This window comes from Planotetraspora sp. GP83, assembly GCF_041262585.1.
GTDB lineage: Bacteria > Actinomycetota > Actinomycetes > Streptosporangiales > Streptosporangiaceae > JAOEGB01.
In genome coordinates this window covers 380,019-405,277 of sequence record NZ_JBGCBZ010000001.1, presented here as the reverse complement: position 1 = coordinate 405,277, position 25,259 = coordinate 380,019, and the positions used below count along the sequence as shown (strand labels likewise).

22 protein-coding genes are annotated in these 25,259 nt (G+C 69.9%); 11 read left to right on the top strand and 11 right to left on the bottom strand.

Annotated features, from left to right (window positions below; translation table 11 throughout):
• Positions 1-258: 258 nt before the first annotated feature.
• Complete coding sequence (locus tag ABH927_RS01945) at positions 259-1,368, bottom strand: GNAT family N-acetyltransferase (RefSeq protein ID WP_370017665.1); 1,110 nt, start codon at positions 1,366-1,368, stop codon at positions 259-261.
• 306 nt (positions 1,369-1,674) lie between these two features.
• On the opposite strand from ABH927_RS01945, the gene ABH927_RS01940 reads away from it, so the two are divergent.
• The 4 genes from ABH927_RS01940 (at position 1,675) to dop (ending at position 7,463) form a co-directional block, all read left to right on the top strand.
• Positions 1,675-2,538, top strand: a complete 864-nt coding sequence (locus ABH927_RS01940) for a tRNA (adenine-N1)-methyltransferase (RefSeq protein ID WP_370017664.1) — start codon at positions 1,675-1,677, stop codon at positions 2,536-2,538.
• 205 nt (positions 2,539-2,743) lie between these two features.
• On the top strand, positions 2,744-4,507 hold the full coding sequence (gene arc / locus ABH927_RS01935; protein ID WP_370017663.1) for a proteasome ATPase: 1,764 nt from the start codon (positions 2,744-2,746) through the stop codon (positions 4,505-4,507).
• Positions 4,508-4,687: 180 nt separating this feature from the next.
• Positions 4,688-5,863, top strand: coding sequence for an acyltransferase family protein (locus ABH927_RS01930; protein WP_370017662.1), 1,176 nt, complete (start codon positions 4,688-4,690; stop codon positions 5,861-5,863).
• 82 nt (positions 5,864-5,945) lie between these two features.
• A complete protein-coding gene (dop, locus tag ABH927_RS01925; RefSeq protein ID WP_370017661.1) occupies positions 5,946-7,463 on the top strand; it encodes a depupylase/deamidase Dop in 1,518 nt (505 codons plus the stop codon).
• A 140-nt stretch (positions 7,464-7,603) separates the two neighbouring features.
• Here the strand turns inward: dop and ABH927_RS01920 are convergent, their stop codons facing one another.
• Positions 7,604-8,488, bottom strand: a complete 885-nt coding sequence (locus tag ABH927_RS01920) for a serine/threonine-protein kinase (protein WP_370017660.1) — start codon at positions 8,486-8,488, stop codon at positions 7,604-7,606.
• A gap of 301 nt (positions 8,489-8,789) precedes the next feature.
• On the opposite strand from ABH927_RS01920, the gene ABH927_RS01915 reads away from it, so the two are divergent.
• On the top strand, positions 8,790-8,999 hold the full coding sequence (locus ABH927_RS01915; RefSeq protein WP_370017659.1) for a ubiquitin-like protein Pup: 210 nt from the start codon (positions 8,790-8,792) through the stop codon (positions 8,997-8,999).
• 324 nt (positions 9,000-9,323) lie between these two features.
• Complete coding sequence (locus tag ABH927_RS01910; RefSeq protein WP_370017658.1) at positions 9,324-9,635, top strand: endonuclease domain-containing protein; 312 nt, start codon at positions 9,324-9,326, stop codon at positions 9,633-9,635.
• On the opposite strand, the gene ABH927_RS01905 is transcribed toward ABH927_RS01910, so the two are convergent.
• The 7 genes from ABH927_RS01905 to ABH927_RS01875 all read right to left on the bottom strand — a co-directional run bounded on the left by ABH927_RS01905 (position 9,526) and on the right by ABH927_RS01875 (position 18,806).
• Positions 9,526-11,862 (bottom strand): alpha-mannosidase, encoded by a 2,337-nt coding sequence (locus tag ABH927_RS01905; RefSeq protein WP_370017657.1) that lies wholly within the window; start codon positions 11,860-11,862, stop codon positions 9,526-9,528. The genes ABH927_RS01910 and ABH927_RS01905 overlap by 110 nt on opposite strands.
• Complete coding sequence (locus tag ABH927_RS01900) at positions 11,852-12,991, bottom strand: Gfo/Idh/MocA family protein (protein WP_370017656.1); 1,140 nt, start codon at positions 12,989-12,991, stop codon at positions 11,852-11,854. The genes ABH927_RS01905 and ABH927_RS01900 overlap by 11 nt, the downstream gene beginning before the upstream one ends.
• A gap of 117 nt (positions 12,992-13,108) precedes the next feature.
• Complete coding sequence (locus ABH927_RS01895; RefSeq protein ID WP_370017655.1) at positions 13,109-14,407, bottom strand: CehA/McbA family metallohydrolase; 1,299 nt, start codon at positions 14,405-14,407, stop codon at positions 13,109-13,111.
• A gap of 2 nt (positions 14,408-14,409) precedes the next feature.
• Positions 14,410-15,483, bottom strand: a complete 1,074-nt coding sequence (locus ABH927_RS01890; protein ID WP_370017654.1) for an ABC transporter ATP-binding protein — start codon at positions 15,481-15,483, stop codon at positions 14,410-14,412.
• Complete coding sequence (locus tag ABH927_RS01885; RefSeq protein ID WP_370017653.1) at positions 15,480-16,361, bottom strand: carbohydrate ABC transporter permease; 882 nt, start codon at positions 16,359-16,361, stop codon at positions 15,480-15,482. The genes ABH927_RS01890 and ABH927_RS01885 overlap by 4 nt, the downstream gene beginning before the upstream one ends.
• Positions 16,362-16,375: 14 nt before the next feature.
• A complete protein-coding gene (locus ABH927_RS01880; protein WP_370017652.1) occupies positions 16,376-17,263 on the bottom strand; it encodes a carbohydrate ABC transporter permease in 888 nt (295 codons plus the stop codon).
• Positions 17,264-17,441: 178 nt separating this feature from the next.
• Positions 17,442-18,806, bottom strand: a complete 1,365-nt coding sequence (locus ABH927_RS01875) for an extracellular solute-binding protein (RefSeq protein WP_370017651.1) — start codon at positions 18,804-18,806, stop codon at positions 17,442-17,444.
• A 248-nt stretch (positions 18,807-19,054) separates the two neighbouring features.
• Here ABH927_RS01875 and prcB point away from each other — a divergent pair, with 248 nt between their 5' ends.
• The 4 genes from prcB (at position 19,055) to pafA (ending at position 23,133) form a co-directional block, all read left to right on the top strand.
• Positions 19,055-19,870 (top strand): proteasome subunit beta, encoded by an 816-nt coding sequence (gene prcB / locus ABH927_RS01870; RefSeq protein ID WP_370017840.1) that lies wholly within the window; start codon positions 19,055-19,057, stop codon positions 19,868-19,870.
• A 28-nt stretch (positions 19,871-19,898) separates the two neighbouring features.
• Positions 19,899-20,726 (top strand): proteasome subunit alpha, encoded by an 828-nt coding sequence (gene prcA / locus ABH927_RS01865; RefSeq protein ID WP_370017839.1) that lies wholly within the window; start codon positions 19,899-19,901, stop codon positions 20,724-20,726.
• Positions 20,727-21,002: 276 nt separating this feature from the next.
• On the top strand, positions 21,003-21,695 hold the full coding sequence (locus ABH927_RS01860; protein ID WP_370017650.1) for a hypothetical protein: 693 nt from the start codon (positions 21,003-21,005) through the stop codon (positions 21,693-21,695).
• A gap of 79 nt (positions 21,696-21,774) precedes the next feature.
• Positions 21,775-23,133 carry a Pup--protein ligase gene (gene pafA, locus ABH927_RS01855; RefSeq protein WP_370017649.1) on the top strand — a complete coding sequence of 453 codons (1,359 nt, stop codon included), beginning with the start codon at positions 21,775-21,777 and terminating at the stop codon, positions 23,131-23,133.
• 69 nt (positions 23,134-23,202) lie between these two features.
• Here the strand turns inward: pafA and ABH927_RS01850 are convergent, their stop codons facing one another.
• Positions 23,203-23,367, bottom strand: a complete 165-nt coding sequence (locus tag ABH927_RS01850; RefSeq protein WP_370017648.1) for a hypothetical protein — start codon at positions 23,365-23,367, stop codon at positions 23,203-23,205.
• A 10-nt stretch (positions 23,368-23,377) separates the two neighbouring features.
• Between ABH927_RS01850 and ABH927_RS01845 the strand changes: the two genes are divergently transcribed.
• Positions 23,378-24,181: an FKBP-type peptidyl-prolyl cis-trans isomerase gene (locus ABH927_RS01845; RefSeq protein WP_370017647.1), complete on the top strand. Its 804-nt coding sequence runs from the start codon at positions 23,378-23,380 to the stop codon at positions 24,179-24,181.
• Between the two features lie 120 nt (positions 24,182-24,301).
• On the opposite strand, the gene ABH927_RS01840 is transcribed toward ABH927_RS01845, so the two are convergent.
• Entirely contained in the window at positions 24,302-25,138 is an 837-nt protein-coding gene (locus tag ABH927_RS01840) for a chitosanase (protein ID WP_370017646.1), read from the bottom strand.
• Positions 25,139-25,259 lie beyond the last annotated feature (121 nt).

Here is a 25,259-nt window from a genome sequence, read left to right as displayed (position 1 = left end):
TGCGCGTGTTCCCGCGCGCACCGTCCTCCCTGACGCTTTGTGCGGCGTGATCATGCATGACGAGGGTGCGCCCGACGGACGGACATCGCATGATCACAAACGGTGCCGGCACTGATCAGACCGCGTACGGCGGAATCCATGCATGATCACGATCCGGGAAATCCCACGTCCCCGAGCTTCCCGGGAAATCCTGCATGATCACGGCGACGGCCTGGGCGACTCGCTGGATGTTCCACGGATGGGCGTTGGGGCTCTTGGTCAGCGCGTGCGGGCCCACTGGAGGTCGTCGACGCGGGTGCCGCCGGGGCCGGGCAGCAAGTCCTTGACGAGAACCTCGCGGGTGAACCCCGCCCGTTCGAGCACCCGGTGCGACGCGGTGTTGTCCGGGGCGGTGCCCGCGACGATCCGCCGCAGCGAGGTGTTGTCGAAGGCCCACTCGATGAGTAGGTTCACCGTGCGGGTCATGAAGCCCCGCCCGCGATAGCGCGGGTGCAGGCTGTAGCCGACCATGGCCTGGCGGAGGGGCGGGATGATGTTCGTGAGCTGGGCGTCTCCCGCGAACGCGCCGGTCTCGGCGTCCCGGATGGCGATCGAGGCCATCTGCCCGGCGAGCCACCGGTGGCCCGCGTGGCGGCAGCGCGCCACGGTCTCCGCGTAGTCCGGCGTCACAGGCGGGACGTGGTGCTCGACGACGTCCGGCACCGACGCCACCGCCTGGTAGTCGGCTGCGTCGCCCGTGGTGAGCGGCGTGAGCAGCACGACGCCGTCGGTGAGCGAACCGCCGGGGAAGCCCCCGGGGAAGAACGGCAGGAACGGCGGGACGGGGTCGCCGGGGTCGGTGGCCAGCCGGGCGAAGGCCACCACGTCGGCGCGGGAGCCGTCCCGCGACGTCTGCGCCCCGCGCAGCACCCCCTCGCGCTCGAACCCGGCCGCGTAGGCGACGCGCTGGCTGACGACGTTCTCGACCTCGGCGAGCAGCGCGAGACGCGGCAGGCCGTGGGCGAACGCCCACTCGGAGAGCGCCCGGACGGCGGCCGTCGCGACCCCCCGTCCCCGCGCCCATGGCGCCACCCAGTAGCCGATCTCGCCGTTGCCGAGCCGGTCGACCGGCTTCAGCCCGATCACGCCGAGGAACTCCCCGTCGCCGGGCCCGGCGATCACGAACTCGGCCCCGCCCGCCTCCCAGCCGCCGGGCGCCAGTTCGGTGATCCACATCAGCGCGTCGTCACGGGTGTACGGCGACGGGACAAGGGGAATGAACCGGGCGATATCCGGATCGGCGCACGCGCGCGTGATCGCGTCCACGTCGCTCTTCTCGGGAGTCCGCAGAACCACTGGACCGGCGGAAATGACCTCGTGGGGCAACATGTCCCATTGCTACCAGCCGCCCCGCTTCCGCGGCCATCCCATTTCCCCGTACGGCCCGTCTCGGTACGGCACGCCGCGCGGCAGCTCGCCGGCGACGGCGCCGATGTGATCTCTTCCTCAACGGCTACGGCCGCGATGCCGGGGACCTCGTCCAGGACCTGTTCGAGGCGTGCTGCGGTCGCAACCGGGATATCGGGATATTACGCAAAGGAAACCCGGCGACACAGTGTGTCGCGCTATGTTCGGGGCCTGTACGGCTCCCGCGGGCGACAGCCGTACACGGCAATCACCGATAGCCTTTTCACCATGGGTTTTCGCAGGCACGGCCCGTTCCAGGCCGGAGATCAGGTTCAGCTCACCGATCCGAAGAACAAGCGGCACACGGTGACGTTGAAAGAGGGCGGCGTCTTCCACACGCACAAGGGGTCGATCCCGCATGACGACCTGATCGGGCAGCCCGAGGGATCCGTGGTGCGCTCCTCCGGCGGCACCGCCTATCTGGCGTTCCGGCACCTGCTGCAGGACTACGCGGTCTCCATGCCGCGCGGCGCGGCGGTGATCTACCCCAAGGACGCGGCCCAGATCGTCGGCATGGCCGACATCTTCCCCGGCGCGCGCGTCGTGGAGGCCGGCGTCGGGTCGGGCGCGCTGACCTGCTTCCTGCTTCGCGCGGTCGGCTCGGAGGGCTCGGTCACCTCCTACGAGCGCCGCGAGGACTTCGCCGAGGTGGCGACCAAGAACGTGGAGAAGTTCTTCGGGGGCCCCATGGACCAGTGGCGGCTGGTCGTCGGGGACTTCGTCTCCGCCCTCGACGAGGTGGACGTCGATCGCGTGATCCTCGACATGCTCGCCCCCTGGGAATGCGTCGACGCCGCCGCGAAGGCGCTCACTCCGGGAGGCGTTATCTGCTGCTATGTTGCGACAACGACTCAAATGTCCAGAACCGTCGAGACCCTCAGGGAACACGGGAGTTTCACGGAGCCTCACGCGTGGGAGACCCTGGTTCGCGACTGGCATGTCGAGGGGCTCGCCGTACGGCCGGACCACCGCATGGTCGGCCACACGGGATTCCTCGTCAGCGCCCGTCGCATGGCGGACGGCGTGACGCCCCCGCCGCGACGCAGGCGCCCGGCCAAGGGAGCGTATGGAGAGGGGATCGAACCACTGTGACGATTCAGCCACAAACCGGCAAAGCCGCGTGACACGGGAACATAAGGGTGTGTTCCTTATGATTACCCGAATAAAAGGTTCATAAGGTATCAAACGCCGAACACCCAACGTAACTACACGAACACTGCCCGGCCAGGTTACGTACAGCGCCAAGATAGGTAGGGTCTTGAGTAGTCGTTCTCGACGGGGAAGGAGGTGACGGGGCGTGGCAGCTCGCGACGACGCTGAGGCTCGAGCCGCGCAGCGCGAACGGGAGGTCGCAGATCTCACAACACAGGTCTCCTTCCTGCAGGAGGAGATCACCGCGTTGCGCCGGAAGCTGGCCGAGTCTCCCCGGCAGGCCAGGGTCATCGAAGAACGTCTCCATGAGGCACAGGCCCAGGTGGCCGCCCTTACGAGCCAGAACGAGCGTGTGGTCTCCACCCTCAAGGAGGCCAGGGACCAGATCGTCGCCCTCAAGGAGGAGGTCGACCGGCTGGCACAGCCGCCGTCCGGCTTCGGCGTGTTCCTCGAGGCCAGGGATGACGGCACGATCGAGGTGTTCACCGGAGGCCGCAAGCTGAGGGTGAACGTCAGCCCCGCCGTGGACGTCGACTCGCTCAAGCGTGGCCAGGAGGTCATGCTCAACGAAGCGCTCAACGTGGTCGAGGCCCTCGGCTTCGAGGACGTCGGCGAGATCGTCATGCTCAAGGAGCTCCTCGAGGACGGCGAGCGCGCCCTGGTCATCTCGCACGCGGACGAGGAGCGCGTGGTCAAGCTGGCCGAGTCGCTCCTGGACCAGCCCATCCGTGCCGGTGACTCGCTCCTGCTGGAACCCCGCTCGAACTACGTGTACGAGCGGATCCCGAAGTCCGAGGTCGAAGAGCTCGTCCTCGAAGAGGTCCCCGACATCTCCTACGAGGAGATCGGCGGCCTCAGCCGGCAGATCGAGCAGATCAGGGACGCCATCGAGCTGCCCTATCTGCACGCCGACCTGTTCAGGGAGCACAAGCTCCGCCCGCCCAAGGGCGTGCTGCTGTACGGCCCGCCCGGCTGCGGCAAGACGCTCATCGCCAAGGCGGTCGCCAACTCCCTCGCCAAGCAGGTCGCGGAGAAGACCGGCCAGTCAGGCAAGAGCTTCTTCCTCAACATCAAGGGCCCCGAGCTCCTCAACAAGTACGTCGGCGAGACCGAGCGGCACATCCGCCTGGTCTTCCAGCGGGCCAGGGAGAAGGCCTCCGAGGGCACCCCGGTGATCGTGTTCTTCGACGAGATGGACTCGATCTTCCGCACCCGAGGCTCGGGCGTCTCCTCCGACGTGGAGAACACCATCGTCCCTCAGCTGTTGTCGGAGATCGACGGCGTCGAGGGCCTGGAGAACGTCATCGTCATCGGCGCCTCCAACCGCGAGGACATGATCGACCCGGCGATCCTGCGGCCCGGCCGCCTGGACGTCAAGATCAAGATCGAGCGGCCGGACGCCGAGGCGGCCAAGGACATCTTCTCGAAGTACATCATCAGCGAACTGCCGCTGCACGCCGACGACCTCGCCGAGCACGGCGACAGCCGCGAGGGCACCATCGCCGGCATGATCCAGCGGGTCGTCGAGCGGATGTACACCGAGAGCGAGGAGAACCGCTTCCTCGAGGTGACCTACGCCAACGGCGACAAGGAAGTCCTCTACTTCAAGGACTTCAACTCCGGCGCCATGATCCAGAACATCGTGGACCGGGGCAAGAAGATGGCCATCAAGCAGTTCCTCGAGACCGGGCAGAAGGGCCTGCGGATCGCGCATCTGCTGGCCGCCTGCGTGGACGAGTTCTCCGAGAACGAGGACCTGCCCAACACCACCAACCCGGACGACTGGGCCCGCATCTCCGGCAAGAAGGGCGAGCGGATCGTCTACATCCGCACCCTCGTGCAGGGCAAGCAGGGCACCGAGGCCGGCCGGTCGATCGACACGGTCGCCAACACCGGCCAGTACCTGTAGTCCCACCGGCTCGGAAGAGAGACGAGCGGCGCGGTCCCCCAGGGGCCGCGCCGTTCCGTTCGTCCCGGAACCGGCCATGGAAGGGGCGGCTGCGTGGAAACGCGGCTTTCCCCGGGAACCCGGACGGATCCGATCACGTCAAAGGTGCGTGATCTCCCTAGGCGTGCGCGGGTGACTCCTGTGGCTCCCCGTGGTCGCACGACCCCCCCGACGGCCAGAGGGCCGCGCCTCGTCGAGCTGGACGCTCTGCGGTTCGTGGCCGCGTTCGCCGTCATGTCCTTCCACTTCATGGCGGCCAGCAAGTCGCTCTGGGGCGAGTTCCCGGTGACCCTGTTCCCGGCCGTAAGCCGCTTCACGTCGCTCGGCATCCTCGGCGTCGAGCTGTTCTTCCTCATCAGCGGATTCGTCATCCTGATGAGCGTGTGGGGGCACACCATCGGCGAGTTCGCCGTCTCCCGCGTGTCCCGGCTCTACCCGGCGTACTGGTTCGCCGTCGTCGTGATCTTCATCATGTACCGGTTCAGCGGCGTCACCGCCTTCGACCCCAAGCTCACGACGGGGGAGTACGTCGTCAACCTGACGATGTCGCAGGGCGCGTTCGGCATCGGCCACGCCGGGGGCGTCTTCTGGTCGCTCTGGGCGGAGCTGCGGTTCTACGTCCTCGTCGCGGTGTTCTCCCTGTTCGGGATCACGGTACGGCGATGCCTGGTCTTCATGTCGGCCTGGGTCGTCCTCGTCATCGCCGCGGAGGTCACCCAGAACGCCGTGCTCGACTTCCTGTTCCTGCCGAAGCAGGCGCCGTACTTCATCGGGGGCATGGCCTTCTACCTGATCCACCGGTTCCGCTCCGGGCCGGCCTGGATCTTCGTCGCCGCGTCGTACGGCCTGTCCCTCCACACCGCCGTGAGGCGGGTCGGGGAGCGCGTCGACGCGATCGGCCTCGCGCACTACCCGGCCCCGCCGGAGGCAGTGATCGTCGCCATCACAGTGATCTTCCTGTTGATGGCCGCGGTCGCCCTCGGCTGGCTGCGGTGGCTCCGCTGGCGGCCCCTGGTCACCGTAGGCGCCCTGACGTACCCGCTTTACCTTCTCCACCAGACGGTCTCGGCCGTTCTCATCCCCTCCTACCGGGACGAGATCGACCCCTGGCTGCTCGTCGCCATCACCATGACGGTCTCGATCGCGCTCGCCTACCTCGTGTACCGGCTCGTCGACAGGCCTGGTCAGCGGTGGCTACGGGCCGGTCTGGGGGCCCTCCTGGGACACGCGCGGCCCCGGCGCGGACGCCGCCCGGGGCCCGATTCCCCGGACCGGCCGCCCGTCCCGGCGCAAAGTCACGAGGCATCCGTGCCGTAAGTGTCGGGTAGCAGGGCATAGAGAAGAGGCTAGGCTCGGGGATATAACGGCGGAACGACAGCCTGAAACAGGCGGGGTGCGCATGACGGTTCGGCGGGTGATGGGCATCGAGACCGAGTACGGCATCGCCGTACCCGGTCAGCCGGGAGCCAACGCGATGGTGACCTCCTCACAGGTCGTCAACGCGTACCTGGCGGCATCGGCCGCCCGGGCTCGCCGGGCTCGATGGGACTTCGAGGAGGAGAACCCGCTCCGCGACGCCCGAGGGTTCGACCTGGCCCGCGAGGTGGCGGACCAGAGCCAGCTGACCGACGAGGACCTCGGCCTGGCCAACGTGATCCTCACCAACGGCGCGCGGCTCTACGTCGACCACGCCCACCCGGAATACTCCACGCCGGAGTGCACCAACCCCCGGGCGGCGGTCATCTGGGACAAGGCCGGAGAGCGGGTCATGCACGACGCCGCCGTCCGCGCCTCGGCCATGCCGGGCAACGCCCCCATCCAGCTCTACAAGAACAACACCGACGCCAAGGGCGCCTCCTACGGCTGCCACGAGAACTACCTGATGCGCCGGGCGACGCCGTTCGCCGACATCGTCCGGCACCTCACGCCGTTCTTCGTGTCCCGCCAGATCGTCTGCGGCGCGGGCAAGGTCGGCATCGGGCAGGACTCTCGCGGAGAGGGCTTTCAAATCAGCCAGCGGGCCGACTTCTTCGAGGTCGAGGTGGGTCTGGAGACCACGCTCAAGCGGCCCATCATCAACACCCGCGACGAGCCGCACGCCGACCCGGAGAAGTACCGCCGGCTCCACGTGATCATCGGCGACGCAAATATGTCGGAAATTTCGACATATTTGAAGCTAGGGACGACGGCACTCGTCCTCGCCATGATCGAGGACGGGTTCCTCACCACCGACCTGTCGGTCGAGTCTCCGGTCGCCGCCCTGCGGGCGGTCTCCCATGACCCCACCTGCCGGTACGAGATCGCCCTGCGCAACGGCCGCAAGATGACGGCCATCCAGCTCCAGATGGAATACCTCGAGCAGGCCCGCAAGTACGTCGAGGACCGGTACGGCTCCAGCGTCGACGACATGACCAAGGACGTGCTCAACCGCTGGGAGTCCGTGCTCACCCGGCTCGCCGAGGACCCCATGCAGCTGTCCCGAGAGCTCGACTGGGTCGCCAAGCTGGAGCTCCTGGAGGGTTACCGGACCCGCGACAACCTGCCCTGGTCCCACCCCCGGCTCCAGCTCGTCGACCTGCAGTACACCGACATCCGGCCCGAGCGCGGCCTCTACAACCGCCTCGTCGCCCGCGGCCGCATGCAGCGGCTGGTGACGGACAATGACATCGAGCGCGCCATCGAGATGCCGCCCACCGACACCCGCGCCTACTTCCGCGGCCGCTGCCTGCGCCAGTACAGCGAGTCCGTGGCCGCCGCCTCCTGGGACTCGGTGATATTCGACATCCCCGGCCGGGAGTCCCTCCAGCGCGTCCCCACCTTGGAGCCCCTCCGCGGCACCAAGGCCCACGTCGGCGACCTCCTCGACCGCTGCCGCACCGCCGCCGACCTCGTCGCCGCCCTGACCGGCGAAGGCTGAGCCGGTCGGCCCGGACGCCCGCCCCGCCCGCGCCGGGTGGCCTCCGCGGCCTCGCCGGCGCGCGTAGGCGTCACGCGGTTCCAAGGGGGCCACGAAACAGCGCCGGGCCCGGATCTGGGCGCGATCCCGGGGTTCCGGATCTACATCGTAAAGGCGTCCGGCGGGAGCTCCTCGGCCCGCCGGCCGGGCGGAGCGGCCGCGATGCCCTCCCGCCGCAGCACGCCCACGAGGAGGCGCGTCGCCTCCTCCGCGGTCAGCCGCTCGGCCGGATCCCGCCGCAGCAGCCCTTCCAGCACCGGCCGCAGCGGCCCCGCCTCATCTGGAGGGTCCGGCTCGCACGGGTCGGCCGTTCCCCGCTCCGCCAGCGGTCCCGTGCCCGGGAAGGGCGCCCTGCCCTTCACCACCCAGTACAGCGTCGCCCCGAACGACCACAGATCGGCCTCCGGGGCGGCCGGCGCCCCCCGCATCCGCTCAGGCGCGACATATGCCGCCGACCGGGCAGGCGGCGGCGCGGAGCCGCCCGCGTCCCTCCCCATGGCGGCGATCCCGAAGTCGGTGAGCACGACCCGATCCCCGGTGAGCAGCACGGTGCCCGGCCTGATGTCGCCATGAACGACCCCCGTCGCGTGCGCGTGCCGCACGCCCGCCAGGAGCTGGAAACCCACCCACGCCGCCCAGCGGACCGGAAGCCGCCCCACATGCTCGACCGTCTCGTCGAGGGTCAGGCCGGACAGGAGCTCGGTGACGATCCACAGCCGGCCCCGGTCCTCCAGCAGGTCGTGCACCGTGATGATCGCCGGATGGCTCAGCCGGGCCGCCGCCCGGGCCTCGTGCAGCGCCTGCCGCCGCGCCGCCGGGAGGTCCGGCATGTCGACTTCGTACGGCGGCGACACCTCCTTGAGGGCGACGTCGCGCTTGAGCAGCAGATCGTGGCCGTGCCACAGGATTCCCCCGCCGTCGCGGCGGACGGGCGACAGCAGCCTGTAGCGATCCCCCAGCAGATGCCGCGCACGGCCCGTTGCCATCAGCCCCCGTCCACGTCCCCGCACCGGCATCTCGAACCCGGGATCACATTGTGGTCCGAGCCGCTCCGGGGCGACGGTGATTCCGGGCGACCGGCGGCTCCGCCGGGATAACGATCCGATGTACGGCAGGCCCCGGCGAGGATCATTCTGCCCGTGGGTTGCATTGACGCCGTGCAGAGGGTTGTCTGGCGAGACGCCCCGGCACCGGGCCGCGAAGATCGCGAGCCCTTTCGCGCGCAATGTCGCCCGGTTCGGGGAAGATATGGGGAAGAGGGTCCCCCGAGCAGCGGAGGTAGCGGAGATGGCGACCAAGGACACCGGCGGGCAGAAGCAGGCCGGCCGCCAGGAGAACGAGGTCGAGGAGACCGAGGCGCAGGCGTCCCCGGACGTGCAGGAGCGCCACGAGAAGCTCACCGACGACGTCGACGCGATTCTGGACGAAATCGACGAAGTTCTCGAAGAGAACGCAGAGGAGTTTGTGCGCTCTTACGTCCAAAAGGGCGGAGAGTAGAGCAAACCGGACACAGGGGGAGGTTAAATCGGGTGGGTTCGCAGGACGGCACGAAGACGTGCCCGGACTGTGGTGTCAGCAAGCAACTCTCCGAATTCGGACTGAACAAGCGCATGCCGGACGGCCGCGCCAGGTACCGCAAGGCCTGCTTCCGAATCCGGTCCACCGCCAGCTATCGAAAGAAGAAGGCGGAGCAGGGAAAGACCGTCCGGGAGCGTATTGACGTTCCCGAGGGTCACAAGTTCTGTCCACGGTGCAAGGAGATCAAGCAGCACGCCGATTTCGGCCAGAACCGCTCGCAGAAGGGCCGACGCCGATCGGACGATGGCCGAGCAGCAGGGGCTGTGCGCCGTGTGCTGGAAGCGGCCTCCCGAGCACGTCGACCACGACCATGACACCGGTGCGGTCCGGTATGCCCTGCAACTCGGGCCTGGGCAGTTCAGGGACCAGGGGGATCTAGCGTGGCCGCGAACCAGGCGGAGCGGACGCTCCGGCGGTTCTACCGGAAGGCCGAGTGGAAGTTCGCCTACACCCACGACAGCTGAACTGTCGCGATCTCGAAAGGCCGGAGCGGGAGCCGTACCGCGCCTGACGAGACCTCAAGCGGGGCGGCGGGGGAGCCGAGCGCGTCGGTGAGACGCGCGGCGGTGAAACCCCCGTGGAGGACGGCCTCGGTGGCTACCGGATGCTCGGCCACCAGGCGGATCTCCAGCCATCCGTCCCTTTCTCTCAGCGCGGCCATCATGACCCCGTCTCCGGAGATCACCGGCGCCATCGGCTCCCGCGCGGTGGCGGCCGCCGCCGGGGATCCCGTCCCGGGAAAGGCCGGCAGCTCATGGCGATACTCCTCGGCCAGGCGCGGCAGTCCGGCCTCGTGCCAGCTCCCGGAGTAGGGCAGCACGGCGAAGCGGGTGGACAGCGGGCCCTGGCACTGGGCGGCGGGCGTCGCGAGCTGCGGCCCGGCGGGCTCGTCCCGGTAGGGGTTCCGGTTCTTGGACAGGTGGCCCACCGATCTCACCAGCGTGAGCGCCAGCTCGCCGGCGAGGGGCGTGGCGTGGCGGACCAGCTCGTATTCGGTGACGTGGTCGAGGAGCACGGCGAGGCCGCCCGCGGCGACGAAGGACTCGGCGGGGAAGGTGGGGATCGGCTTCTCGCCGCATCCGCCTTCGGCGGTGAGGCCGCGCCGTACGACGGCGAGCCGGCCTTCGGCGAACGATTCGGCGGCCTGTGACGGCAGCGGGGCGTGCCAGCGGATGCGATGGTCGCGGCAGCGGACGTCCATGGTGAGCTCGAGCCGCGTGTACGGCTCGCCGGCGCGCAGCTCCACCCGCGTGGTGACGACGGTGTTCACGGTCGCGCCGGGGGCATCGGGCTCCAGCCCGGCCTGGTCTGGCCAGTCATACGTCCGGGTGACCTCGAGCACGGACACGAGCGGCCCGGAGCAGATCTCCTCGACCCGCACGTCCGAGGGGCTGTCCAGGATCACGTCCTCAGGCGGGGGCGCGTAGTTGTAGGTGTCGCCTATGTCCCCGCCATGCGCGATGCGCCCGATGCCGTGGACCTCGGTCCCGTCCCGGCCGCGGATGGACAGCGTCCCGTCGGCGGCGACGCGGACCCGCAGCAGGCCGTTGTCGAGTGTGCCCTCGGGCGCCTGCCGGTAGCCGTACAAGGCGCCGGGAGGGAGGGCCGGGGCGGGGGCGGAGCCGTCGAAGGGGCGGGCGGTCAGGACGGCGCGGCCGAGAGGCGGCACGGTGACGTGCGCCGCGACGGTCACGACCGGCTCGGCGAGCGTACGGACCCGCCAGGGGCCCGGCCCGGCAAGGAGGATCGCCTGGCGGAGATCGTCGTAGTCGTACGCGCCGGACGCGTGGCGGCTGACGGTGATGGTGAAGACGCCGTCGCCGGCGGCCCAGGAGACGATCTCGTGGCCGAACAGCTCGCGTTCGTGGACCCGGCCGAGGAGCTGCGGGAGGTCGTCCATGACGGTCTCGTCGAGCAGGGTGGGGGCGTGTTCGAGCCGCTGGACGGGTACGGCGTGGCCGGAGGCGGTGACCAGGCGGGCGCGGTGCTCGGGCAGGTCGGCGAGGACGAGGCCGCTCCGCTCGAACGGCGACGGGTTGACGACCACGACGGAGTCCTTGGAGACCGAGGCGGCGAGGGAGGCCCCGACGAGGCCGGTGACGGCCTGGCCGATCTGCTCGGCCTCGGCGATCCGGGCGGCGACCTGCTGGGCGGTCTCGTCGGCTCCGCAGCCGGTGATGGAGTCGTGGCCGCTGCAGGCGATGACGCGCCGCCACGCCAGGTCGAGGAGGCGGGCGGACGCCGTGCGGTCGGCCGGCCACAGCGTGGAGAGCGAAGGTGTCGCGGTCGACGTGCGCGGGGACGCCGCGCCACAGGCAGGCGTGGCGGAGCCCGGCGAGGGAGAGGATCTGCGGCATCTGGGCGCAGTGGCCGACTGGTCGGGGAGGTAGCCGACGGGCATGGCGCCGCCGAGCTCGGCGGCGCCGCGCATGCCGTACTCGAGGTTGCGGATCAGGGTCTCGCCGGAGCAGAGGAACTCGTCGGCGAGGATGAGCCAGGGGCCGATGGCGAACCGGCCTTCGGCGGCGAAGCGGGCGATGTCGGCGCGGCGGCCGGGCCGGATCTCCAGGTAGTCCTCGACGGCGGCGAGCTGGCCGTCCATGGTGAACCGGTAGAGAGGGTCCTCGTCCATGGCGGCCAGGACCTTGTCGAGCATGCCGACCAGGCCCATCCGGAACCGCTGGAACGGGAGATACCACTCGCGGTCCCAGTGGGTGTGCGGGACGACGACGATCTCCGGTTGGTCCCCGTCGGCTTCAGGGTTGCCGGTCTCAGGGTTCACGTGGGCTCTCCTCGACGCATTCGCCGCCTATGGGGATGCCCGCCCATTCCGCGTAGCGGCGGACGATCCGCTGGGCCGTGACGATATCCTTCAGCGCCCCGTCGAGTCCGGTGAGCGGAGGTTCGTCCTGGGTGACGAACCGGTGGAACGCGACGAGCTGCCGTTCGAACGACTCGGCGATGTCGCGGTAGACGGTCCTGCGCTCGGTGGTCCCGACCCGGGACAGGACGGTCAGCGTGGTGGGGGCGTTCAGGAGGTAGGGGGAGGGGAAGCTCAGCTCCAGCGAGCCGTGCTCGTGGTCGAGCCGGACCGTCTCGTTGTAGGTGGGGTAGCCCGGCAGGTAGTGCCAGCGCAGGCCGTACCTGCCGGATCCACCGGCGGATCCACTGCCGGGCAGGGTGCCGCTGACCTCGACGGACGGCGGGAAGGCGTCGACAGGCCAGACGGCCACGTGGTCGACGGTGTCGGGCGGCCCGGTGAACAGCCGCATCAGGGACATCTCGTGGCAGATGCTGCCGAGGATGACCTGGGCGTAGAGCCGACGCAGCCGCTCCGAGGACGTGCCGAGGGCGGTGGTGAGCGACTCCTCGTCGGCTTCGAGGTAGGGGGCGAGCCGCTCTGACGACGGCCGCGACGCGCGGGCCCTGGCGAACAGGAGCTGCGACTCCTCGGAGGGGTGCAGCACGGTCATGTCCAGGTGGCGTACGGCTCTCGCGCCGCCGGCCTCGTGGAGCGCCTCCAGCATGCGCTGCGTGGCGGGGTCGTACTGCTTCATGTAGGCGACCATCAGCCGGGCGTCGCCGGGGATGCCGCGCAGCTCCCGGCGGCTGTAGGCGAGGGGCTTCTCGCACAGCACCCAGTAGCCGTGGTCGAGGGCGGCCCTCACCAGCGGCCCGTGCGAGCCGGCGGTGAGCAGGAGCAGCGCGTCGAACCCGCCCTTGTCCAGCATGACCGCCGGGTCGTCGTAGGCCGGGACGCCGAGCTCGCGCCCGATCGTCTCGGCGTGGCCGCGGTCCAGGTCGCCGACGGCCGAGACCCGGAACAGGTCGCGGCGGCGGGCGAGCAGCGGCAGGTACACGACCTGCGCCACCACCCCGAGCCCCGCGACGCCCACCTTCACCACGTCCACACCCTCACCATCCCCCCAACCTTTTGGTGATCATGCACCCTCTCCGGCGTGATCATGCACAGGTTCCCGCCGAGCCCGCCGGCCAGCGTGGACCGGGAGCGTGATCATGCGACGCGCTCAGCCGCACAGAGCCATCACCTCGTTCGCCGGTGTCTCCAGCCGGTGGATCCCCGGACGGGCGGCCAGCCGAACGCGGTCGCCGCGGATCACCCGCCGCGTCTCCGGTCCCCACAGCACGAGCCCGTCCCCGTCCACCACCAGGAACTCCTCTCCGTGCCGGAGTAGCAGCGGCCCCTCGGGCGATGCCGACACCGCCGTCCGGCCCTCGGCCACCGCCTCCAGGACGGCGTCCGGCCCGGCGGCCCGGTCGTCAGCGGAGTGGCCGAGGACCCACGTCGTCGGCGCGCCGGGTGGATGGCCCTCCTCCGGCGCGTGGTAGTCGCCGCCGCCCACCACGACGAGGTCGTCCGCCCAGGTCTGGCCCCAGGCGAGCGGCGCGCCCCAGGTGCGGTCCCACCAGCTGGAGTGCCAGACCTCGGCCGTTCTGGGCCGGGTGCTCATCGGGTGCCGCCACGCGCAGTCGGCCGCCACCGGATGGTTGATCGACAGCACGCCGCCCCTTTCCTGTACGGCTTTCGCCCATTCGCCGGGCGGACGCCGGAAGTCGATCCAGCCGATGTCGCCGAAGGCGTTGGCGTGGCCGAGGTCTGTGGTGATCTCCTGCCCGGGGACGAGGACGATGCCCGCGAGCGCCGCCGCCGCCGGCAAGCCGGCGTGGTGGCTGACGGTGTTGTGGTCGGTGACGGCGAGGAAGTCGAGCCCGCGGTCGGCGGCGACGCAGGCGAGCTCGTAGACGCCGAGCGTGCCGTCGGAGTGGGTGGTGTGGGCGTGGAGGTCCCCGGCGAGCCAGCGGAGGCCGTCAAGGCCGGGGAGGCCGCGCCGCGCCGCCGCGGCCTCGCGGTGCGGGTCTCGCGGGGCGCGCGGGCACCGGCTCGGGTGGTCGCGCGGCACGGCGGGAGGCCGCCCGTGCCGGATGATCGTGATCTCGTACGGCAGGCCGCCGAGGGGGACGCGGTGGAGGCCGATGAGGACGTGCCAGAGGCCGGGTTCGACCTCGCCGGGGAGGTAGCCGGGGGTGGCCCAGGCGGGGGCGATGGTGTATTCGGAGCGGGCGCCGCCGGACCAGCCGCGGAAGCCGCCGGGGCCGGAGCAGCCGAGGTCGAGCACGCCCGCCGAGCGGTCGTAGGCGAGCCTGACCGTCAGGGCCGCCGTGCCGGGCGGCACCTCGAAGGTCACCTCCCTGACCGGCGCCGCGGGCCAGGTGGCGTCGGCCCGGTCGTCGAGGGTCCAGGTCCCCCTGATCGCGGTCCCCTTGCCGGCGGTCCCTTCGCCGGGGGTCCCTTTGATGGCGGTCATGGTCACGCGCTCGTGAGGAGCTCGTCGTCGCGGTACAGCAGGGCGCGGCCGGGGCGGGGCGTGACCCAGGCGGGCGTGCCGAGGCCGGGCTCGTCGCCCTCGGGCACGACGACCTGGATGAGGTGGTCCGCCTGGGCCTGGGGGCACTCCAGGGTGACGAGGTGGGCGGTGCCGAGATTCTCCACGACGGCTACCTTCCCCGTGAACGCGTCGTTCCTCCCCGGTGGCGGCGATTGGGTGAGATCCGCGTACTCGGGGCGCAGGCCGTACACGATGGGGCCTTCGCGGACGCCGGGCGGGAGGGGGAGGACGGCCCCGGCGACGTGCAGGGCGCCGTTCTCGGCGCGGCCGGCCAGCAGGTTCATGGGGGTGGAGCCGATGAAGGCGGCGACGAACGTGTTGGCGGGCCGCTGGAACACCTCGGACGGCGTGCCGACCTGCATGATCCGCCCGGCGGACATGACGGCGATCCGGTCGGCGAGCGCCAGCGCCTCGCCCTGGTCGTGCGTGACGAAGACCGTGGTTACGGCCAGCTCGCGCTGGAGGCGCTTGAGGAAGGTGCGGGCCTCCAGGCGCAGCCGCGCGTCGAGGTTGGACAGCGGCTCGTCGAAGAGGAAGACGGTGGGGTGGGACGCGATGGCCCTGGCGAGGGCGACCCGCTGCTGCTGGCCTCCGGAGAGCTGGCCGGGCCTGCGGCCGAGCAGCTCGGAGAGGCTGAGCCGGGAGGCGGTCTCCGCGGCCTTGGCGTCGCGCGCGGCCCGGGGGACCTTCTTGATCCGCAGGGGGTAGGCGATGTTGGCGGTGACGTCCATGTGGGGGAAGAGCGCGTAGTCCTGGAAGACCATCGCGACATCGCGCCGTCCGGGCGGGAGCCGGGTCACATCCACCGCCCCGATCCTGATATTTCCGGATGTGGGGGTTTCCAGGCCGGCGATCGTCCGCAGCAGGGTCGTCTTCCCGCACCCCGAAGGGCCGAGCAGCGCGAAGAACTCCCCGTCGGCGATCTCCAGGTCGAGGGAGTCGATGGCCCGGACCCCGCCGGGGAACTCCTTGGTCAGGCCGCTGAGCGAGATCACCGCTTGATCCCTCCGTGGAAGCGGAAGCCGTACCTGCGGCTGACGAACACGTACATCACGACGACGGGCAGCGAGTAGACCAGCGAGAACGCCGAGATCAGGTCGAGACGCGGCGCGCCGCCCTCGGTGTAGAGGGTGTAGAGGATCACCGCGCCCGGCGCCTTGCCGGGATCGCGCAGCAGGATGAACGGCTGCAGGAAGCTGCCCCACACGTTGGCGACCGCCCACACCGCGATCGTCGCGAGGCCGGGCCGCACCAGCGGGATCACGATGTGCCGCAGGATCTGCAGCGGCGACGCGCCGAAGACCCGCGCCGACTCCTCGTAGGAGGTCGGCGTGCCGTCCATGAAGTCCTTCAGGATGAAGATCGCGGCGGGGAGCAGTCCGCCGGACAGCGTCAGGATCACGCCGAGATGGGTGTCGACCAGGTTCAGCCGGGTGGCCAGCTCGAACAGCGGCACCATCGCCGCCGTCCCCGTGACCACCGACGACAGGAGGAGGAGCACGTACAGCAGGGCGTCGCGGCCGGGGACCCGGACGCGGGACAGCGCGTAGGCCGCCAGAGCGGCCAGCACCACGACGATCGCCGCGCTGCCGCCCGCCTGGATCAGCGAGTTGCGCAGCGAGTTCAGCGCGTACGGGTTCTCCAGCAGCGCCCGGAAGTTGCCCAGCGTGAACTCCGGCACCGACGTCGTGATCGACGGACTCGTGTCGAACGGCGCGGACGCCAGCCACAGCAGCGGCAGCGCGAAGAACGCCAGCAGCACGGCCAGCAGGGTCGCCCGTCCGATCGTCCCGAGCGCGTGCCGCGTGTAGTCCAGGCCGGGGGCGGGGCGGGTCCCCCGGTCTCCGCGGATCACGGGGTCTCCGTGGGTCACGGGGTCTCCGCGGATCATTGGGCCACCGCCTCGCGGCGCCGGCGCAGCAGCCGGAGATAGGCGAAGGCGAGGACGAGGTTGATCAGCAGCACGACGAACGAGATCGCCGCGCCGAAGCCGAGTTGCCCGTCGCGCAGCGCGACGTTGTAGATGTAGACCGGCAGGATCTCCGAGCGCCCCTCCGGGCCTCCTGCCGTGATCTGGAAGGTCGTGAAGTCGTTGAACGTCCACAGGCTGATCAGCAGCAGGTTGGTCAGCACGTGGCCCCTGATGCTGGGGAAGACCACGTCCCTGAGCTGCTGGAGCGTGGAGGCCCCGGCCAGCCGCGCCGTCTCCAGCTGGGACGGCGGCACGTTCTCCAGCGCCGCGCCGTACAGCATCATGGAGAAGGCCGTTCCCCGCCATATGTTGAACACGATGATGGACGGCATCGGATAGTCGAGCAGCCACGCGAACCCCGGCGTGCGCAGCAGCGCGTTGAGCGTCCCCTCGTCGCGGTCGAGCAGCGCGATCCACAGGAACGCCACGACCGACGACGGCAGGATCCACGCCAGCAGGACCAGCGCCTCGGTGACCCGCTTGACCGGTCCCGGCCGGTCGCGCAGCATCCACGCGATCGTGAACCCCAGCATCGCCTGTCCCAGCACGGCCGAGCCGAGGACGTACTGCATGGTCAGCCAGAGCGACCTGTGGAACCGCTCGTCACCCAGCGCCGCCGTGTAGTTGTCGGCGCCGACGACCCGCGGGTTCGCCGCCGCCAGCCCGGTCAGCCGGTAGTCGGTCAGCCCCAGATAGATCGTCCAGAGCGCCGGGAAGACCAGGAACACGCCGATCAGCACCATCGCCGGCAGCACGAACCCGGCGGCCCGCCCCCGCCCCAACCCCGCGGCGTCAGCGTTCATTGCGCTCGCTCCGCTCGCGCGGGCACCGCATCCCTTGGGATCGCTTCGCTGGGGCGCCTTTGAGGCGGTGGAGTCGTGCCGGAGGCGCGCGATGAGCACAGCCCTCGTCGCTCGGGGTCGCTCGTTCCTCGCTCCCCACTCGACTCCTCAGCCCAGACACCGCCGCGCCCCTCGCGAGTCAGCTGGTGACATGGGTGGGGCCGACGAGGGCTTGGAGTTTGCGCTGGTAGCCGGCGGCGGCCTCCTCCACGGTCCGGCCGGACACGACCTCGGCGGTGGCCTCCTGGAGGGCCGCAGACACCTGCGGGTAGACCGCCAGGGGTGGCCGGTACGCGGTGACCGGCAGCACCTTGTCCGCCACGAACTTCAGCATCGGGTCGACACCCAGCACCTTGTCGTTCACGTCCTTGCGGGAGGTGACCCTGGCCGCGCCGGCGAGCTGCGCCGTGGTGGCCTCCGCCGAGTGCATGAACGCCAGCAACTCCCAGGCCAGCTTGGGGTTCCGCGAGTTCGGGTTCAGCACCCGTGCGCCGCCGCCGGACATGCTGACGACGTCCTGCCCGCGGATGCCGGAGCCGGGCCGCTCGGCCGGGATCAGGGCGTAGCCGACCACGGCGTTCCGGTCCGGCATGGGCGCGACCCCCGCCTTGGGCTCTACGACGGCCCGCCAGAAGTAGTCGCTCTCGGCCAGGATGCCGACCTCGCCCCGGGCGAACTCGGCGAACGACTTGTCCCGGCCCTGCGCCTCCTCCTGCAGCCGGGGGTCGCCCAGCCCGGACGTGTAGATCTGCCGGTAGAAGCCCAGGACGTCCTTGAGCGCCCGCGACGCGCCCGTCCACCTGCCGCCGGCGTAGATCTCGGCGCCCGCGCCGGCGAGCAGCGGGAGCACGCCCTGCATGGTCGTGGCCTCGCCCATGGCCGTGCCCGCGTCCAGCTGGATCGGCACCGGCACGCCGGACCTCTTGAGCGCGGCGCCGGCGTCGATGATCTCCTGCCAGCTCCCCGGCTGCCAGTCCGCAGGGAGCCCGGCCCTGCGGAACAGGTCCTTGTTGTAGAACAGCACGCGGCCGTCGGTGCCCTGCGGCAGGCCGTACTTCTGGCCGTCGAAGATGCCGAGGCCCTGTACGGCCGGCGGGATCTGGCTCCACCCCTCCCAGGAGCCGACCTCCGCGCCGGCGACGCTGGAGAGCGGCTTGATGTACCCGGCCTGGGCGAACTCGCCGATCCAGATGCCGTCGAGGTCGATCACGTCGGCCCCGGCGTGGGACTTGAGGTCGAGGGCGATCTTCGTCTTGTACTGCTCGTCGTCGGCCGCGCTCGGCTGGAACAGCACGTGGACCTGGCGGCCCTTGGCCTTCTGCGCCGCCTCGAACCGGGGGATCACCCACCGCTCGGTCCAGTCGGCCGTCTCGGCGTTCTTGCCGCCGGAGATCGCGTTGGCGGTGATCGTGAGGGTGACGCCGCCGTCCCCGGACCCGTTCCCGGTGCCACACGCCGTCAGGACCAGTAGGGCTCCCGCCACCGCCGCGAGTGCAGGTCTCATGGACGTCCTTCCCGCCAAAGTCATGACGTGCAGACAAATCGACACTCGCACGTGATTACTCACACGTAAAGAACCGGTTCGGTGAACGAGTTAGGACGGTACGCCCTGGGATCCACGGGGATGGGGGATCACAGGTGTGGTTCGCGCTGAGCTGATCGGGAAGAGTGCAACCAGTGCTGAGACATGAGTAGGGTCGGGCGTAACAACGCACGCTTGGAGGGAGTCGCGTGGCATCTCAGCAGGCCTGGATGAACAACCTCTTCACCAACACGGGTTCTTCGTCGTTCACCGAGTTTCTCGGCGCGTACGCGCCGAATCTGCTGCCCACCCGAACGCAGGCGCTGGCCGCCCCTGTCGGAGAGCAGATCCCGCACGCGACCACGATCGTCGCGGCGACCTGCGTCGGCGGTGTGGTGATGGCCGGTGACAGGCGCGCCACGTCCGGGAACATCATCTCGCAGCGGGACATAGAGAAGGTCTTCCGCACCGACGACTACTCCTGCATGGGCATCGCGGGCACCGCGAGCACCGGCATCGAGATGGCCCGGCTGTACCGCGTGGAGCTGGAGCACTACGAGAAGACCGAGGGCCGCTCCCTCTCGACCGAGGGCAAGGCCAACCGCCTGGCGACGATGATCCGCGGCAACCTCCCCATGGCGATGCAGGGCCTGGTGGTCGTCCCGCTCTTCGCGGCCTACGACCCGGGCCGCGACGGCGGGCGCATCTTCGGGTACGACGTGGGCGGCGGGCCGTACGAGCAGCACAACTACCACTCGATCGGCTCGGGGTCGATCTTCGCGCGGGGCTCGCTGAAGAAGCTGTACCGGGAGAACGCCACGCCGGAGGACACCGTGGTGGCCTGTCTCCACGCGCTGTACGACGCGGCCGACGACGACTCGGCGACCGGCGGGCCGGACGTGACGCGGAGGATCTGGCCGGTGATCGCCGTGATCACGGCGGACGGCTTCCGCCGCCTGCCGGACGACGAGGTCGCGGTCCATGTCCAGACCATGCTGGACGCGCGGATGACCAACCCCGACGGCCCGACCGCCCCGCTGCGCTAACTCGAAGAGAGGATCACCCCCGGTGTCCATGCCCTTTGGATATGCCTCACCCGAGCAGATCATGCGGGACAGGGCGGAGTATGCGCGTAAGGGCATCGCGCGAGGCCGCAGCGTGGTCGTCATGCAGTATGCCGACGGCATCCTGTTCGTGGCGCCCAACCCGTCCAAGGCACTCCACAAGATCAGCGAGATCTACGACCGGATCGGCTTCGCCGCCGTCGGCCGCTACAACGAGTTCGAGTCGCTCCGGCTGGCCGGCATCCGCTACGCCGACATCAACGGCTACACCTTCAACCGGAGCGACGTCACCGGCCGCGGGCTCGCCAACCTGTACGCCCAGCAGCTCGGCATGATCTTCACCGAGTCGATCAAGTCGCTGGAGGTGGAGATCGTGGTCGCGGAGGTCGGCGAGGCCCCCGAGGACGACCAGATCTACCGTCTGACGTTCGACGGCTCCGTCTTCGACGAGCAGGGCATGGCCGTCATCGGCGGCCAGGCCGAGGCCGTCGCCGGGCGGCTCAAGGAGCGCTACCGCGAGGGCCTGCCCCTCCCCGAGGCCCTCGACGCCGCCCTGAGCGCGCTCACCGAGCCCGGAGGCGACCGGCCCCCGTCGGCCCAGCTCGAGGTGGCCGTCCTCGACCGGGGCCGGGAGCACCGCAAGTTCCTGCGCCTCACGGGCCCGCGGCTGGAGCGGCTGCTCACCGCCGCCGCCCCTCCGGAGCCCCCGGCCGGTACGGCTCCCGCCGAGGGTGGCGAGCAGCCGGCCGAGCCGTCTGCGGAGCCGTCTGCCGAGCCGCCCACAGCGCCTCCGATCGGGCCGGACGGCGACATCGACACGGGCTCGGACGAGGAGTAGACGCGCGGGCCGCCGGACCTCCGGCGGCCTGTTCGCCGCGCCCTTTGATGATGACGCATGGGCTTCCGGGCCCCGTGATGTGCATGATCACGAATCGATTCGTCGCGGGTGAGGGCCCGGCCGGGGAATTCGCGCATGATCACGGCAAGCTTTTGGGCGAGTCAACCGGGCCGCCTGGGATTATGTGCATGATCACGGCGAAGGGGGCGCGGCGGGGTGGGGAGATCAAGATTTCCCGGCCAAACCAAACCCGGGTTTCGGTAGTCTCATCCGGTTGTGACGACATTTGACCTCTTCCGGCGGGTCGGCGTTCCAGCTGCCACCGCTGTCGCCCTTCTTTCGCTGGCCGCCTGCTCCGGCGGGGCCGGCACGCCGCCCGCTCCCGCGGCGACCGTCACGGTGACGGCGTCGCCGTCCGCCGTGGAGAGCCCGGCGGCCACCCCCACCGACGGTTCCACGGGCCAGACCGCCACCCCGTCGCCGTCCGCGAGCTCCCGCCCGGTGGCCGACCCGGCCGAGGACGACAACTGGCCGCCGATCTCCGGCAAGACCCCGCCGGTCTTCGGGGAGATCTTCCAGTCGGACCCGGGACACGACTTCACCAAGGGCATCAGCCCCAGCCGTGACGGCGTGCTGCGCGGCCGGATCCGCACGATGCAGGACGCCAACGTCGCCGAATACGTCCCGATCAAGTGGGTGAAGGAGACCGGCGGCTCGACCAACGGCCACTTCGAGGGGCCGCCGGAGGGCGACGCGATGGCCTTCGCCGCGCCCATCGCGAAGAGCGTCGTCTTCCTCAGCGCCGTCGGCTGCGACGGGAACGACCAGACGATCAACAACAGCTACGTCGGCACCCAGCGCTGCCCCCGCGCCAAGCTCGTCACCCGCGCCGCGAAGGGGGACGTGCGGGCGCTCATCACGGTGAAGTCCGGGCAGATCGTCAAGGTAGTGGAGATCTACGCCCCCTGAGCGGCGCCCGCCGGGCTCGGAGCGGCAATAAGGACGTGATCCCTATCCGATTGTCGCTTTCGGGGAATAGGGTGAGGTGATGGATCGACGCATCTTCGGGCTGGAGAACGAGTACGGCGTCACCTGCACGTTCCGTGGGCAGCGGAGGCTGTCGCCGGACGAGGTGGCGCGGTACCTGTTCCGGCGAGTGGTGTCATGGGGCCGATCGAGCAACGTCTTCCTCCGCAACGGCGCGCGTCTCTACCTGGACGTGGGCAGCCATCCCGAGTACGCCACCCCTGAATGCGACAACGTCGTGGAGCTGGTGACCCACGACAAGGCGGGGGAGCGCATCCTCGAAGGTCTCCTCGTGGACGCCGAGAAGCGGCTCCGCGAGGAGGGCATCGCAGGAGACATCTATCTCTTCAAGAACAACACGGACTCGGCCGGCAACTCCTACGGCTGCCACGAGAACTACCTCGTCGGCCGGCACGGGGAGTTCGGCCGGCTGGCCGACGTCCTCATTCCCTACCTCGTCACGCGGCAGATCATCTGCGGGGCCGGCAAGGTCCTGCAGACGCCGCGCGGCGCGGTCTACTGCGTGTCGCAGCGGGCCGAGCACATCTGGGAGGGCGTCTCCTCGGCGACCACCCGGTCCCGGCCGATCATCAACACGCGCGACGAGCCGCACGCCGACGCGGAGCGGTTCCGGCGGCTGCACGTGATCGTGGGCGACTCCAACATGAGCGAGACCACGATGCTGCTCAAGGTCGGCGCGACCGACCTGGTGCTGCGGATGATCGAGGCGGGGGTCGTCATGCGCGACCTGTCGCTGGAGAACCCCATCCGGGCAATCCGCGAGGTCTCCCACGACATGACGGGCCGCCGCCGGGTCCGCCTGGCCAACGGCCGCGAGGCGTCGTCGCTGGAGATCCAGCAGGAGTACCTCACCAAGGCCAAGGACTTCGTGGACCGCCGGGGCGGCGACGAGACCAGCAAGCGGGTCCTGGAGCTCTGGGAGCGCACGCTCAGGGCGGTCGACACGGGCGACCTCGACCTCGTGGCGCGGGAGATCGACTGGGTCACCAAGTATCAGATGATCGAACGCTACCGGCAGAAGTACGACCTGCCGCTGTCGTCGCCGCGCGTCGCGCAGCTCGATCTCGCCTATCACGACGTACACAGAAAGCGCGGGCTTTTCTATTTGCTCCAGAAGCGCGGCGCGGTGGAGCGAGTGGCAAGCGACATCAAAATCTTCGAGGCGAAATCCGTACCGCCGCAGACGACCCGGGCGAGGCTCCGCGGGGAGTTCATCCGCAAGGCGCAGGAGAAGCGGCGCGATTTCACCGTCGACTGGGTGCATCTGAAGCTGAACGACCAGGCGCAGCGCACGGTGCTCTGTAAGGATCCGTTCCGCAGCGTCGATGAAAGAGTCGACAAGCTCATCGCCGGAATGTGATCTCCTTACGTCGTTCCGACAGCGGGTTCGGGTAGGGTTACCCGAACCTTGCTGTCTGTCTGAGGAATTTCACATGCGCCGCCGTACGGCAATAGTCGCCGCTGTTCCCTTGTTGCTCGCCGCGGCCTGCGGGACCGCGCAGAAGACCGCCACCAGCGCGAGCCCGGCCTCGGCCGCGTCCGCCGCGTCCGCCGCGTCCGCCTCCGGCATCAAGGTGACGGGGGACGCCGGCAAGAAGCCGACTGTGACGTTTCCGGCCGGCAAGCCGGCGCTGACGTCGTCGTCCCAGAAGGTCCTCGAGGGCCAGGGCGCCCCGGCCAAGGACGGTGACGTCCTCGCCGCCAAAGTGACCGTCTACAACTGGGACGGCAAGGAGAACAAGTCGCCCGGCTCCGACTACGACCAGGGCAAGTCCGAGTTCGTCACCGTGAACCCGCAGTTGCCGAAGGCCCTGCACGACGCCCTGGTGGGCGCCAAGCCGGGCGGCCGGGTCCTCGCGGTCATCGCCAAGGACAACCTGTCCCCCGACCAGGTGACGCAGGCCAAGCAGCAGGGCACCGACTTCACCACGTCGTCGCAGGTGCTGGTGGTCGACGTGGTGTCGGCCGCCGCGAAGGCCGCCCAGGGCGCGGCGACCGATCCCGGCGTCGCGGGCGTCAAGCTCGACAACCCGGGCGGCGACAAAGCCCCGACGCTCACCACCAAGACCGACGCCAAGGCGCCCAAGGGGCTCGTCGTCAAGACCGTGATCAAGGGCTCCGGTCCCGCGGTCAAGGCCGACCAGACGATCCTCGCCCACTACACCGGCAAGATCTGGGGCACGGACAAGCAGTTCGACTCGAGCTGGGAGCGGGGCGAGCCGGCCACGTTCGCGCTCAACCAGGTCGTTAAGGGCTGGTCGCAGGGGCTCACCGGCGTGCCGGTCGGCAGCCGCGTGCTGATCACCATCCCGCCGGACCTCGGGTACGGCAAGGAGGGCAACGCCCAGGGCGGCATCAAGGGCACCGACACCCTCGTCTTCGTCGTGGACGTCCTCGCCGCCGCCTGACGTTCTGAGGCGGCCGCGAAACAAAAAGATCTTTCCCGCTCCCCGTGTCATCCGGAGGAGCGGGAAAGATCTTTTCAGTGTCCGTCAACGGCGCTCAGCTGATGGGCTCAGCTGGTGGGCTCAGCTGATGTGGTAGCTGTCGCCGTAGACCTTCCAGTCGAGCGGCGGGTTCAGGTCGAAGTTGCCGTTCTTGAGGAACACCCGCTGCTCGGTGTCGACGCGGCTGGTGTCGCTGTGCGCCTCCTCGGTCTTCATGGCGGCCTTGCGGGCGTCCAGGAAGGCGTTGAGGTAGGTCGTCTCGTTGCCGCCCTGCGACGGGGGCTTGGCCTTCTTCAGCGCGCTCTTGCGGATCCCGCCGAAGCTGGTGCTGTCGGTGCCGGGGCCGTGCATGACGATGGCGTCGTAGTAGATGAACTGGCCGAGGGCGCGCAGGCCGTCCGCCTTCGCCTGCTGCACGGCCGGGTTGAAGTAGACCCGGTCGCGCTCGTCGTTCTGGGCCTGCTGGAAGGCGGAGTCGGCGGCCGCGGTCTTCCATGCGTTGGTGAAGCTCGAGCCCAGGCCGCTGTGCGAGGAGGTGCCGTTGACCTTGCGGAGCGCGGGCAGGAACTTGGCCAGCACGTTCCCGGGCTTGCGGTTCGTGTAGAGCTCGACGAGGTCGAGCATGTCGCCGGTGCCCGAGCAGAACCCGATGATGCCCGCGGTGTAGCCGCGGCCGTCGCCGATGTCCTCGATGTACTTGTACTGGGCCTTCCAGTTGAGGGAGGAGTTCTCCGCGCTGGAGACGAGCTCCATCGCGATCTCCTTCTTCTTGGAGTCCGTGAGGTCGACGGACGCGGCCTTGGTCTTGCCCGTCGCGGCCGCCGCGAGGCCCGTCTGGGCGGGCAGCACGGCCACGGAAGCGGCCAGGACCAGCAGAGCGGTCCGGCGGGAGGTCTGCTTGTTCAGCAGGTTTTTCACAGTGCTCTCTCCGTTCTCCGCCGTTCTCGCCGACGGGCGGCCCGCGCGGGTCACGCGGTTGGGGGTGCGCCGTCGAGGAGGGGGGTTGGCGGAACAGCCGGGAAGCGTGGCTCCCCGGCGT

Excerpts from the sequence above, each read along its gene's own strand:
- ABH927_RS01910 (WP_370017658.1), top strand. The coding sequence starts at position 9,324 with ATGGCCGAGCAGCAGGGGCTGTGCGCCGTGTGCTGGAAGCGGCCTCCC.
- dop (WP_370017661.1), top strand. The coding sequence starts at position 5,946 with ATGACGGTTCGGCGGGTGATGGGCATCGAGACCGAGTACGGCATCGCC.
- ABH927_RS01945 (WP_370017665.1), bottom strand. The coding sequence starts at position 1,368 with ATGTTGCCCCACGAGGTCATTTCCGCCGGTCCAGTGGTTCTGCGGACT.
- ABH927_RS01875 (WP_370017651.1), bottom strand. The coding sequence starts at position 18,806 with ATGAGACCTGCACTCGCGGCGGTGGCGGGAGCCCTACTGGTCCTGACG.
- ABH927_RS01915 (WP_370017659.1), top strand. The coding sequence starts at position 8,790 with ATGGCGACCAAGGACACCGGCGGGCAGAAGCAGGCCGGCCGCCAGGAG.
- ABH927_RS01880 (WP_370017652.1), bottom strand. The coding sequence starts at position 17,263 with ATGAACGCTGACGCCGCGGGGTTGGGGCGGGGGCGGGCCGCCGGGTTC.
- ABH927_RS01940 (WP_370017664.1), top strand. The coding sequence starts at position 1,675 with ATGGGTTTTCGCAGGCACGGCCCGTTCCAGGCCGGAGATCAGGTTCAG.
- prcA (WP_370017839.1), top strand. The coding sequence starts at position 19,899 with ATGCCCTTTGGATATGCCTCACCCGAGCAGATCATGCGGGACAGGGCG.
- ABH927_RS01920 (WP_370017660.1), bottom strand. The coding sequence starts at position 8,488 with ATGGCAACGGGCCGTGCGCGGCATCTGCTGGGGGATCGCTACAGGCTG.
- prcB (WP_370017840.1), top strand. The coding sequence starts at position 19,055 with ATGAACAACCTCTTCACCAACACGGGTTCTTCGTCGTTCACCGAGTTT.
- ABH927_RS01895 (WP_370017655.1), bottom strand. The coding sequence starts at position 14,407 with ATGACCGCCATCAAAGGGACCCCCGGCGAAGGGACCGCCGGCAAGGGG.
- pafA (WP_370017649.1), top strand. The coding sequence starts at position 21,775 with ATGGATCGACGCATCTTCGGGCTGGAGAACGAGTACGGCGTCACCTGC.